General features: G+C 57.9%; 10 protein-coding genes. 4 read left to right on the top strand and 6 right to left on the bottom strand.

Features of this window, described 5'->3' with window-relative positions; all coding sequences use genetic code 11:
- Positions 1-193: 193 nt before the first annotated feature.
- Positions 194-1,423: an ABC transporter substrate-binding protein gene (locus VJV58_RS19470; protein WP_324138999.1), complete on the top strand. Its 1,230-nt coding sequence runs from the start codon at positions 194-196 to the stop codon at positions 1,421-1,423.
- Positions 1,424-1,447: 24 nt separating this feature from the next.
- Here the strand turns inward: VJV58_RS19470 and VJV58_RS19465 are convergent, their stop codons facing one another.
- Complete coding sequence (locus tag VJV58_RS19465) at positions 1,448-1,825, bottom strand: hypothetical protein (RefSeq protein ID WP_324138998.1); 378 nt, start codon at positions 1,823-1,825, stop codon at positions 1,448-1,450.
- Between the two features lie 175 nt (positions 1,826-2,000).
- Here VJV58_RS19465 and VJV58_RS19460 point away from each other — a divergent pair, with 175 nt between their 5' ends.
- Together VJV58_RS19460 and VJV58_RS19455 are read left to right on the top strand one after the other, a co-directional pair.
- Positions 2,001-2,207, top strand: a complete 207-nt coding sequence (locus VJV58_RS19460; protein WP_324138997.1) for a hypothetical protein — start codon at positions 2,001-2,003, stop codon at positions 2,205-2,207.
- A 687-nt stretch (positions 2,208-2,894) separates the two neighbouring features.
- Positions 2,895-3,092: a hypothetical protein gene (locus tag VJV58_RS19455; protein WP_324138996.1), complete on the top strand. Its 198-nt coding sequence runs from the start codon at positions 2,895-2,897 to the stop codon at positions 3,090-3,092.
- 370 nt (positions 3,093-3,462) lie between these two features.
- Here VJV58_RS19455 and VJV58_RS19450 read toward each other — a convergent pair whose 3' ends face one another.
- From VJV58_RS19450 to VJV58_RS19435, 4 genes are all read right to left on the bottom strand, one after another.
- Complete coding sequence (locus tag VJV58_RS19450) at positions 3,463-4,206, bottom strand: ABC transporter substrate-binding protein (protein ID WP_324138995.1); 744 nt, start codon at positions 4,204-4,206, stop codon at positions 3,463-3,465.
- A 200-nt stretch (positions 4,207-4,406) separates the two neighbouring features.
- The gene (locus tag VJV58_RS19445) at positions 4,407-6,149 is read right to left on the bottom strand and encodes a bifunctional protein-serine/threonine kinase/phosphatase (RefSeq protein ID WP_324138994.1); all 1,743 of its coding nucleotides are present in this window, start codon (positions 6,147-6,149) and stop codon (positions 4,407-4,409) included.
- Between the two features lie 64 nt (positions 6,150-6,213).
- A complete protein-coding gene (locus tag VJV58_RS19440; RefSeq protein ID WP_324138993.1) occupies positions 6,214-7,050 on the bottom strand; it encodes a formate/nitrite transporter family protein in 837 nt (278 codons plus the stop codon).
- 242 nt (positions 7,051-7,292) lie between these two features.
- Complete coding sequence (locus VJV58_RS19435) at positions 7,293-8,468, bottom strand: MFS transporter (protein ID WP_324138992.1); 1,176 nt, start codon at positions 8,466-8,468, stop codon at positions 7,293-7,295.
- Between the two features lie 251 nt (positions 8,469-8,719).
- On the opposite strand from VJV58_RS19435, the gene VJV58_RS19430 reads away from it, so the two are divergent.
- The gene (locus VJV58_RS19430; RefSeq protein ID WP_324138991.1) at positions 8,720-10,075 is read left to right on the top strand and encodes a malonyl-CoA decarboxylase; all 1,356 of its coding nucleotides are present in this window, start codon (positions 8,720-8,722) and stop codon (positions 10,073-10,075) included.
- A gap of 5 nt (positions 10,076-10,080) precedes the next feature.
- On the opposite strand, the gene VJV58_RS19425 is transcribed toward VJV58_RS19430, so the two are convergent.
- Positions 10,081-11,250, bottom strand: a complete 1,170-nt coding sequence (locus VJV58_RS19425; protein WP_324138990.1) for a mandelate racemase/muconate lactonizing enzyme family protein — start codon at positions 11,248-11,250, stop codon at positions 10,081-10,083.
- Between the last annotated feature and the right edge of the window lie 52 nt (positions 11,251-11,302).

Raw genomic sequence — 11,302 nt, 5'->3', positions numbered from 1 at the left:
GTTTGACAGTCCTTGCGGGTGAGCTCTGTTTTACCGGATCTAGATCAGCCGGTCGGTTGCTAAAATAGCGGAACCCGTTGCTGGCAACGTCTCGCCAATCGTGCATACTGGTGAGCGCATTCCATCCGACGGCTCACTGAGCTGCCCTACAAGACAATGCCTGAGCCTTCGGCCAGCAACGTCAGGGAGGACGATGATGCACCACCATGTCTTGAATTACGCCAAATCCGTCGCGCTCGCGGGATTTCTCGTGTTGGGCGTGGCCAGCGCCGCCGACGCGCAGAAGAAATACGATCCCGGCGCAACCGACACCGAGATCAAGGTCGGCAACATCATGCCGTATAGCGGGCCACTCTCCGCCTATGCAACGATCGGCAAAACAGAAGCCGCCTATTTCAAAAAGCTCAACGAGGAAGGCGGGATCAACGGCCGCAAGATCAATTTCATCTCCTATGACGATGGCTACAATCCGGCAAAGACAGTCGAGCAGGCGCGCAAGCTGGTCGAGGACGATGAGGTTCTGCTGATCTTCAATTCGCTGGGGACGCCCGGCAACACCGCGATTCAAAAATACATGAACGCGAAAAAGGTACCGCAGCTATTCGTTTCCACCGGGGCCGCCAAGTGGAACGACCCGAAGAATTTCCCGTGGACGATGGGCTGGCAGCCGAACTACCAGGTCGAGGCCCGCATCTACGCCGCCTACATACTTAAAAATCTTCCGGGCAAGACCATCGGCATCCTCTACCAGAACGACGATTTCGGAAAGGACTACGTCATCGGAATGCATGACGGTCTTGGTGATCAGGCCAGCAAGCTGATCGTGATCGAGGCCTCGTACGACACCACTTCGCCGACAGTGGATTCGCAGATCGTACAGATCAGATCAGCAAATCCGGACATCCTGATCAATATATCGACGCCAAAATTCGCAGCCCAGTCGATCAAGAAAGCCGGCGAGCTGAAATGGAAACCTATTCATTTCCTCACCAACGTGTCCGTCTCTGTGGGCAGCGTCATGAAGCCGGCCGGATACGAGAATGCACAAGACATTCTCAGCGCGGCCTACCTGAAGGATCCCAAGGATCCCCAGTGGAAGAACGATCCCGGCCTGAAGGAATGGCGGACGTTCATGACGAAGTGGTATCCGGAGGGCGACCAGGAAGACGCGGCAACCGTGTTCGCGTACGGCATAGCGAAGGGCCTCGAGCAAGTACTGCGGCAGTGTGGCGATGATCTCACCCGCGCCAATGTCATCAAGCAGGCAGCCAACCTGAATTTCGAAATCGGCATCTATCTACCCGGCACCAAAATCAAGACAAGCCCGACCGATTACGCCCCGCTCGAGCAGCTTCAGATGATGCGCTTTAAAGGCGAGAGCTGGGAATTATTCGGACCTCTGATGTCCGGTGAAAAGAGCTGAGGAAGCCGCGCAAGCTCTTCGCTTTCACTTGGCATTCTCTTTCGTCGGCGAGGTCTCCTTTGCCGGCGGGGGCGGCTCGGCTTTCTTGGCTTGATCCTCGGCCGGCTTCTTTTTAGTCGTCTGCAGGTCGTCCACGATCTTTTGCAGCGAAGCCACTGCAATCTTCAGGCTGTCGATCTGACGATAGGCAGAATCCAGTTTCTGCTGGTGGTCTGCGGAAAGCCTGGTGATCGTCTTGTGCAGGAAGTCGACATTGCTCTGCAGGCAGCTGGTGCGGCGTTCCATAGTCTTTTCGACGGTGCAGATTTCTATGCCGGGAACGTCCTGCGCCGCTGCGCGGCCGGCGGGCAGAAGCGACGGGATGAGCACCGCCGAGGCGATGAGAGCGATCCGGACGATCATTCGAGGGCCTCGTTAAGATGTGCTCGCGGCAGTCAAATCCTTGCGAGCTAAATGCGATGCGCTGAAGATATCACAGGGAAACCTCATTCGCGCGTTGAGGTCTTGCCAGAACAGCGATAGGCCAGGCTTGGGCAGATTGAGCGCGGGAAGGCTTACGGCTTGACGGAGAATTGGAATGGCAACGCGCGAACGGCGTCTGGCGGAATTCAATGGCGAAGGAGAACCGCCGCGGGATCAGCCAGTCCAGGTACTCTGCGAGGACCACAGCGGAACGTATCAACTGCCATTTGCCTGTCGCTACGTGAATGGCGAGTGGCGCAATGATGAGTCCGGCAGCACCGTCGAGGCGACGGTGGTGGGCTGGCGGCTGCAGCGTCCCTGATCTCAAAGCATCGCTGTTTCAAAATGCGACGCTAGCCGGCCGTATGTTAACGCAGGGAACGCGCGGGGAACGAACCGCGCCCGAATCGGCTGCACGCCTCTGTACGCGCGTGTTCACGGCTACATATTGCCACTCGCTACTGAGCCCCCGCTAAATCCAGCAAGCGTCGGCAACAACGCCAGCCCGTACTCGGCAGCATCCATTAACAAAGGCGGTCAGAACCGGGAAACTCACCGCGGGGATTTTCATCGTGCCCTTAGGCTCACCGTCCGCGATCGAGCCCGGAAAGATCATTGCACATCAGTTCGACGATCCGCATTGTCGACCCTCAAACAGCACCGGCATTTTGCGCGACGAAGATCTTCGATGACGATCTTGGCGACGTAAACACAAGCAACACTGGGATCCATTTTGCATCCACATCCTACGATTGGAGGATGCTTAGTGTTCAACCCTGGTTCATCAACGCAAGCATAACGCTGTCGATACGGCATACCGTAGGAAGCCGCGCGTGCCATTTCTGAGGCGCGATGTGCGAGCGATCTCATGGCTGGAACATTGCAACGCACGCGAGTCAAACGAAGGAAGGCTGCAGCGCTCATGATCAACTCTCTCCGAGAATTCGGCGTTCGCATAGCCGTGAATCATCTCAACCCAACCATCAGCAAAACGCCGAGGAGAGTTTCGATGTCTACCGACAAGATCGTAAGGTTTGTTCTCGCCGCCACCGCGGCCAGTCTGGTGCTCGCCGCCGCAAGCGGCGCGAGCTTCGCCCGCCCGATTAAGCCGGTCTATCCGCCGACCAAGCCGCTGACCGCCAAGATGCAGCCGGCCAAGTCGACCGGGGCGCCGACCAACAGCAACAAAGGTTTTCGTCCGCAGTAGAGCCTCCAACTCGGTCGAGTTCGGCATTCGCGTACCCGTGAATCATCCAAACCACCATCCATCCCAACAGGAGTGTCCCAATGTCTACCAACAAGATCATCCGATTCCTTCTCGCTGCCAGCGCCGGCAGCATATTGCTCGGGGCCACGAGCGCCTACAGCTTTGGCCCGCCTTCCCATTGGCATCCCGGACCGACGTGCGATGCTTCGTGCCAAGCGAACAAGGCAAAGCCGCCCGTCAAGCTGCAGCCGGGCAAATCGACGGGTGCGCCAAACAACGATGCGAAAGGTCTCCGTCCGCGCTAAACCTGCGGCAAGCATCGGCGGAGAGGATCCGCCGATGCTGCCCGCGTGACGTTATACTGTTCGAATTATTGCGTTCTGATCGGCGCGTCCTTTAGGCCGTTGTTGTCATAGGCCTTGCGCAAAAGTCCGTTCGAGGTAGCGTCGTTCATGAATTTGGTCACGAACGCCAATGCCTGAGGACGGTGGGGCGGCACTGCCACTGCGGTGACCGTCTTCTTGAAAGTCTCATCCAGCACGCGAGTGCCCGGAATCTTTTTGGCCATGGCGTTGAGCTGGTCGCGGGACAACGCGAACGCATCGATCTCGCCGCTCTTGAGAAGGGCAAAGATCTCGTCGTAGGTCTGATAGCCGGTGACGTTTGCATTCTTCAAATGCGCGATCGCGCCGCGCATGGTGGTGGTGTTATTGACGGCCGCGATCTTGACGCCGGGTTGATCCAGGGTATGAAAATTCGTCACCGATGAACCGGGTTTGACGATATAAGTCGCATCCGCGACCTCGTAAGTGGGCCCGAACGACATCTTCGCTTCGCGCTCGGGGTCTTTAGGCAGGAAAGTCACGTCCCAAGCGCCTTTCCCCACGGCGTCAACAATCTGTCCCGAATTCTGATGCACGACATATTCGACGGGCACCCCGAGTTGGGCCGCCATCTCCTTGCCGAGATCGACCGGTACCCCGGCATACCCTCCCGTTTCGGTTTTGGTTGACCAGAACGCGCCACCGGCCGGGCTGATCGCGATTGCCACCCGCAGCTTTCCGGTCGGCGCGATTTCGTCTTTCAAGGCGTCGGCATTCGCAGGACCAGCCATCATCAAACAGACCCCCAAATATGCAGCCGATAGCGGCGGCAAAATTTCCCTGAACATCGAATTCGCCTCCCCTTGGCTCGGGTGAACGATTGAGCCTTTAAGGGCCATCCTGATTGATTGCGGGGGAGCCTGCAAACCCAGATTCCGCTGGCCGCCCGAGCTTCTCAGCAGCTTGCGCGCGTTGCGGCCTCTAATAGGCTTCAGTGCCGAATGCCATGCTGAGCGATCAGCATGATGAGGATGATGCACACGAGGACGGCGCAGAGGCTTTTCCAGAACAGTAATGGATTGCGCTCTATCAGGGGCCGAGCCGACGAATCCAGATATTTTTCGTTCGGATGGCGAAGATCGAAAGTATATTCGGATAGGCTTTCGTACCGCTTGAAGGGGTCCGGATGCACCGCCCTTCGCAGCGCCCCATCAATCCACGCCGGAATGCCCGGGTTCTCGCCGCGCGCGGAGTAGTATCTCAATTTGCTGAACTGGGACCTGGTTCTTGCCTTCGCAACCTGAGAACCATACGGCAATTTCCCGGTCAGCATCTGATAGGTGATCACGCCAAGCGAAAACATATCCGAACGCGGCGAGCCGCCCTCGCCGAGGAAATATTCGGGCGCGGTATATTGAGCCGTACCCAAGATATCGTCGTGACGGTCTGGCTGCGGCGCGGCTTCGGCGACACCGGCGATCTTGGTAGAACCAAAATCGATAATCTTCGCCGTCCCGGTCTTGTCGATCATGATGTTGTCCGGCCTGACGTCCTGATGCAGCATCTCCTTGCGGTGAAACGCGCGCAAACCCTTGGCGATCTGCTCGACGATGCCGCGCACCTTTTCCAAATCGGGCTTTGGATGATCGATCATCCATTGCGTCAGGGTCTGGCCCTCGACGAATTCGGTGACAACGTAAAGGTAATTGCGCTTTCTTGCAGGCAGGAAGGTTTTCAGCACATGCGGGCTATCGATCCGGCGCGCCACCCACTGTTCCATCATCAAGCGCTTGAGGTAAGCCGGATCGTTCCGCAGGTCGATTGAGGGGATCTTTATGGCCACGAGGGCATCGGTTTCGATGTCTACCGCCAGATAGATGTGGCTGCGGCTGCTGCCATGCACCTCCCTGACGACACGATAGCCGTCGAATACAGTCCTTGCCTCGAGCAGCGGCGGCAACGCCAATTCGAATGATTGGCTCAAGATCTCGGCCGCGGCGCCATCCGGCACTTCATCAATCCGGACGATCTGGACGGTGAGATTGTCCGGACTGCCGCGCTCGAAAGCATCGTCAACGATGATGGTTGCCGCCCTGTCCAGGTCCTGCGGATTGTCATTGATCGCAGCGGCGACGAGGCGCGGGCTGACGTGCTCGTAAACCCCGTCAGTCGCCAGCACGAACACGTCGCCTCGTTCGACTTGAACCGCATGGTAATCGATTTCGATCTGCGGATTGATGCCCAGGGCACGGCTCAGGTAATTCTGCTCCGATGAAACAATGAGCCTGTGATCTTCCGTAAGCTGCTCGAGCGCGCTGCCGGCCAGCCGGTAGATTCGACAATCGCCGACATGAAAAATATGCGCCGTGGTGGACTTGATGACGATTGCGCTCAAGGTGCAAACGTAACCTTTGTCCTTGTCGTAGGAGTAGTGGCTTCGACGCGTTTGAGAATGTAGCCAGGAATTGGTAGCGGCCAATACTCGGTGCGCCGAGGTTTTCACCGACCAGGATTCCGAGGTGCAATAGTAATCGGTGAGAAAACTCTTTACGGCCGATTCACTTGCGACCTGGCTGACGTTGCTGCTGCTGATCCCATCCGCCAGCACAATCGCAACGCCCTTGAGGCTCAAGAGCGGCTCGGTGGGGATCAGGGCGCCGTGAAAATCCTGATTGGTCTGCTTGCGACCTTTGTCGGAATGCTGCCCGATCGATATTTGCAATTCGCGCGGCATGCATCAGGGCCAAAAAAAGAGGAGCCTTACCTTACTCGAGGCAAGGCTCCCTTGCCCGAGCAAATCAGGCAACCGCGCGCGCCCGCACTGCTCTGACATCGCGCTTAGGGGCCGTCCTGACGTGGGTGGCGTACAAGGTCAGTCCCGTAAACGAAAGCCCACCGACCAGATTGCCGACGACGGTCGGAATTTCGTTCCAGATGAAATAGTCCAGGATCGAAAAATGTCCGCCCATGAGCAGCGCCGAAGGAAACAGGAACATGTTCACGACGGAATGCTCGAACACCATTGCGAAGAACACCATGATCGGCATCCACATCGCGATTACCTTGCCGGGAACCGTCGTGGAAATCATGGCTCCGACCACGCCGGTAGAGACCATCCAATTGCAAAGCATGCCGCGAATGAACAGCGTGAGCATGCCGGCGGCGCCGTATTTGGCGTAGCCGAGCGTACGCGCCTCGCCGATGCCGGCAATCACCACGCCGACTTTGTCCGGTGGTGTCGAGAAGGCGTAAGTGTAAACGATCGACATCATGACGGCCACAGTCAGAGCGCCCAGGAAATTGCCGATGAATACCAGGCCCCAATTCCGCAGCACGCCGCCAAGGGTCACTCCCGGCCGCTTGTCGATCAACGCAAGCGGGCTAAGCACGAACACCCCGGTGAGGAGATCGAATCCCAGCAGATAAAGCATGCAGAAGCCCACCGGAAAAAGAATAGCGCCGATGATCGGATAGCCGGTTTGGACGTTCACCATCACTGCGAACGCAGCAGCCAATGCGAGGATCGCGCCGGCCATATAGGCCCGGATCACCGTGTCCCGGGTGGACATGAATATTTTGGATTCCCCGGCATCCACCATCTTGGTGACGAATTCCGAAGGGACGAGATATGACATTACAGCTTCCTTCTTTCGCGAAGAGTTTGAGGCGCCGCATTCAGGAAGTGCAATCGACATGCCAGCACCGCGGGCCGATCGAAACTGTCGGAAAATTGGGGTTTTGCGAAGTTGTCAGCCTCGAACTGCCGCGAATTTGTGCAATTGCACATGCGCTTCGCAGTGGATGGGGTCCGCTGGCGGTGCTGATGCGCCCTCAGAATTTCGAAGATGGGAGCGGTTTCGTTTGAACTTTCGGGCGTTCACCGCACTTGAGCCGTCACCTTGATCTCGGTCGGCAGAATGATCGCGGCGGCGATGACCAGCAGGCACAAACCTGCGAATGCGTGCAGCATGGTGACGAAGCCGCCCTGCTCGTACAGCCAGGCGACCAGCCCTACCGAAGCACCCGCTGCAGTGAAGCCGACGAAATAACGAACAGCATAGGCGCGCGACCGCCATTCCTCGCTGGTGTATTTGCCGACCATCGCGTCGTTCACGGTCACTTGCCCAAATGCGCCCATGACGATGCCGATGGCGGCGACGATGAGCGGCAGGTTCGACAACGTCGCCGCCAGATAGAGGAACGGCGCCAACACAAAAGACAGCGGAAGACTGACCGCCTTGAGGGAATAGCGATCGATCAACTTGCCGATCGTGTATTGCGTCATCGCACCGAAAACATAGACGCAGGCTGCAATGAGGCCGAGCATGGCCGGACTTTTAGTCAAGTCAGTGAGCCGTTCGGCGAACAGTTTGGGCAACGCCACCGTCACGGCGTTGAAGGTGGTCGAGATAGCGATCACCACGATCAATAACGCCACGATCACCCGCCACATGTCTTGTTTCGCGACGCGGGCTTGCGCGGCCGCCTGTTTGTGGCCGGAGCGATCCTCATGGACCACGGTGCTCATGAAGGCCAAACCGATCAACAGCGTGACTACGCCTGGAATGATAAAAGCCCAGCGCCATCCGAGATACTGGCCGGCTATGCCGGTGACCAGCGCCGAAGAGGCAACCCCGAGATTGCCCCAAACGCCGTTCAGACCCATTTCGCGGCCAAGCCTATCGGCATAGGACACGATCATTGCGGTGCCGACCGGGTGATAAATCGACGCGAACACACCGATCGACAACAGCGCTGCGCCGAGCTGCAGCGGTGACTGCACAAGGCCGACGGCGATCATCGACGCGCCAATTCCGGCGAAGAAGATCGCCATCATATGACGCCGGCTCCAGCGATCGCCGAGCCAGCCGGTCAGCAGCGAGCCGGCGCCAAAGGCCACAAACCCCGGCGTGGCGTAGGGCAACAGCTCCGAATAGGACATGCCGAGCGCCGGTCCCATGACGATGACTGCAGCGGCGAAGATCAACATTGAATAGTGGTCGATGAAATGCGCTGCGTTAACGAAACTGATCACCCGGGCCGGGCTGTTCATAATTCGAATCCTCGGTCTTGCGGCAACCTGTTCATTTATCCCGGCGGTATCTGGACTTTTAGTATCGCTGAAACGCCAATCCCTGTCATCAGGACACGCGAGACCCGGCTGGCAATTGCGTTTCAGGCTTGATTTTCGAAGAACAAAACGAGGAGTAAAAACGAATCAACGCGATCAGCGCCGCTTGATTGTGATCGGCTTTGCCTTAAATCCCGTGTAAGTTCCTGACAAACTGGAGCTGACCGCGCGACATGAGTAGCAACGCTTTTTTCTCGGACCTCCTCACCTCAATCTCGGAGCGCGGCCGCATCCTGCTTCGCCGCGTCGGCTCACCGGAGGCAAAGCCGGATGGGGCTGAACTGATCGGATTGTGCGAAGCCCTGCTCTCCGGCCGGGGCGAAGCCTCCGGCACAGCGATCGCGCGCGAGATTCTCGACCGCTATCATCATCTGAACGAGGCCGAACGGCTTTCATTGTTCGAGGCCCTGACGCGTGACTTCGGTCCAGACCGGGAAAAGCTCGCCAAGGCAGTTGAAAGCTGGCGCACGCAGCCCAGCGACGAAGACGCCAGTGAGCTGCATTTTGCCTCGGAGCCGCGCCGCCAGGAATTGATCCGACGATTGAACCGGGCGCCGGGGGGCACCAGCGATCTGGTCGCGATGCGCGCCGATCTACTCCGCCTCATGAAGGGTCACAAGGAACTGGGCGCGCTGGACCGCGACGTTGCCCATCTGCTGACCTCGTGGTTCAACAGGGGGTTTCTCGTGCTGCGCAGGATAGATTGGTCGACACCAGCGAACATTCTCGAGCAGATTATTCGCTACGAGGCGGTTCATGAAATCCGTGATTGGGACGACCTGCGCCGCAGAATCGACCCGATCGATCGCCGATGTTACGCGTTTTTTCATCCGGCGCTGGTTGACGAACCGCTGATCTTTGTGGAGGTGGCGCTAACAGAGTCAATTCCGGGGGCTATCGCGCCGCTGCTCGCCGAAGACCGGCAGCTTGTGCCGACGGCGCGCGCCCGCACCGCCGTATTCTATTCGATTTCCAATACCCAGCGCGGCCTCGGCGGAATTTCCTTTGGCAGCTTCCTGATCAAGCAGGTGGTCGAGGAATTACAACGCGAATTGCCGAAGCTCGAAAACTTCGTGACGTTGTCTCCGGTACCCGGCTTCATGGAATGGGTGAAACAGGCGGATGATGTTCCGATCGCCGATGACGATCGGGCGGTCCTGCAACATCTCGATACGCCAGATTGGTTCGCAAATCCGGAACTCGCGGCGCAACTGCGTTCGGTGCTTGAACCACTCGCAGCGCATTATTTCCTGAAGGCACGCACGCCCAAAGGCAGGTTGATTGATTCGGTCGAGCGATTCCACATCGGCAACGGCGCGCGGCTGGAGCGGATCGATTGGCTGGGCGATCTTTCGCCAAAAGGCCTGCGTGAATCAGCGGGGATCATGGTCAACTATCTTTATCGCCTCGAGGACATCGAGAAAAACCATGAAGCATATGCCAATCACGGCGAGATCGCCGCGTCCAGCGCCGTCAAGCGACTGATTAAAAGCGAAGGCCGCCGCTTGCTGGATATGCGGCTAACCTGATCGACTTACGAAGCCAACGCCTTCATCTCCACGTAAAGGTCAGATTTTCCCTCAAAGCCGATGCCGGATATATCCGGCATGGTGATGTGACCTTGTTCAACTCGAACGCCATCAGGAAAACCTCCATACGGCTGGAACAAATCCGGATAGCTTTCATTGCCGCCGAGACCCAATCCGGCGGCGATGTTGAGTGACATCTGATGTCCCCCATGTGGGATGCAGCGGCTCGGCGACCATCCCTGCTGTTTTAGCACCTCGAGAGTGCGCTGGTATTCGCACAGCCCGTACGACAGCGCGCAATCGAACTGCAGCCAATCACGGTCCGGCCGCATCCCGCCGTAGCGAAGAAGGTTGCGCGCGTCCTGATGGCTGAACAGGTTTTCACCGGTCGCCATCGGGCCGGGATAGAATTCGGCGAGTGCCGCTTGGAGCTGGAAATCCAGGGGGTCGCCGGCCTCCTCATACCAGAACAATGGATAGTCACGCAGCATTTTGGCGTAGGCGATCGCGGTCTCGAGGCCGAAGCGGCCGTTGGCGTCGACAGCCAGTTGCGCTTCGTTGCCTATCTCCTTGAGCACGGCTTCGATACGAATGCGATCTTCCGGGATCGGCGCGCCGCCGATTTTCATTTTTACGACATTGTAGCCGCGATCGAGATAACCACGCATCTCGGCGCGCAGCATCGAGAGGTCCTTGCCAGGATAATAATAACCACCCGCGGCATACACGAACACGCGCGAGTTGGCGTTTCGGCCGTGCCGTTCTGCCAGCAATCGAAATAGCGGCTTGCGCGCGATCTTCGCCACCGCATCCCACACTGCCATATCGATCGTGCCGACGGCCACCGATCGCTCGCCATGCCCGCCCGGCTTCTCGTTGGACATCAGCGTCGCCCAGATTTTATCGGGATCGAGATTGTCGCCGGTATCATCGAGCAATTTCTTCGGGTCTGCCTCGATCAGTCGCGGCGCGAAACGCTCCCTGATCAAACCTCCCTGTCCATAGCGGCCATTGGAATTGAAGCCGTAACCGACCACGGCTTTGCCATCGCGAATCACATCGGTCACGACAGCAACCAGGCTCGTCGTCATCTTGGTGAAATCGATATAGGCGTTGCGGATCGGCGAGGAGATCGGCTTCGTAACTTCACGGACATCAACAATGCGAACGGACATCAATTTCAGCTTTCGGCATGCGCTTGAGGCATATGCTGGCTCAGCGTCAAAT

The sequence above is a fragment of the Bradyrhizobium sp. genome (assembly GCF_035273305.1).
Lineage (GTDB): Bacteria > Pseudomonadota > Alphaproteobacteria > Rhizobiales > Xanthobacteraceae > Bradyrhizobium.
This window is presented reverse-complemented; position numbering and strand designations above follow the sequence as displayed.

Bases quoted from the DNA above. Each gene is read 5' to 3' on its own strand.
- VJV58_RS19440 (WP_324138993.1), bottom strand. From the start codon at position 7,050: ATGTCATATCTCGTCCCTTCGGAATTCGTCACCAAGATGGTGGATGCC.
- VJV58_RS19455 (WP_324138996.1), top strand. From the start codon at position 2,895: ATGTCTACCGACAAGATCGTAAGGTTTGTTCTCGCCGCCACCGCGGCC.
- VJV58_RS19450 (WP_324138995.1), bottom strand. From the start codon at position 4,206: ATGGCTGGTCCTGCGAATGCCGACGCCTTGAAAGACGAAATCGCGCCG.
- VJV58_RS19445 (WP_324138994.1), bottom strand. From the start codon at position 6,149: ATGCCGCGCGAATTGCAAATATCGATCGGGCAGCATTCCGACAAAGGT.
- VJV58_RS19435 (WP_324138992.1), bottom strand. From the start codon at position 8,468: ATGAACAGCCCGGCCCGGGTGATCAGTTTCGTTAACGCAGCGCATTTC.
- VJV58_RS19470 (WP_324138999.1), top strand. From the start codon at position 194: ATGATGCACCACCATGTCTTGAATTACGCCAAATCCGTCGCGCTCGCG.
- VJV58_RS19430 (WP_324138991.1), top strand. From the start codon at position 8,720: ATGAGTAGCAACGCTTTTTTCTCGGACCTCCTCACCTCAATCTCGGAG.
- VJV58_RS19465 (WP_324138998.1), bottom strand. From the start codon at position 1,825: ATGATCGTCCGGATCGCTCTCATCGCCTCGGCGGTGCTCATCCCGTCG.
- VJV58_RS19425 (WP_324138990.1), bottom strand. From the start codon at position 11,250: ATGTCCGTTCGCATTGTTGATGTCCGTGAAGTTACGAAGCCGATCTCC.
- VJV58_RS19460 (WP_324138997.1), top strand. From the start codon at position 2,001: ATGGCAACGCGCGAACGGCGTCTGGCGGAATTCAATGGCGAAGGAGAA.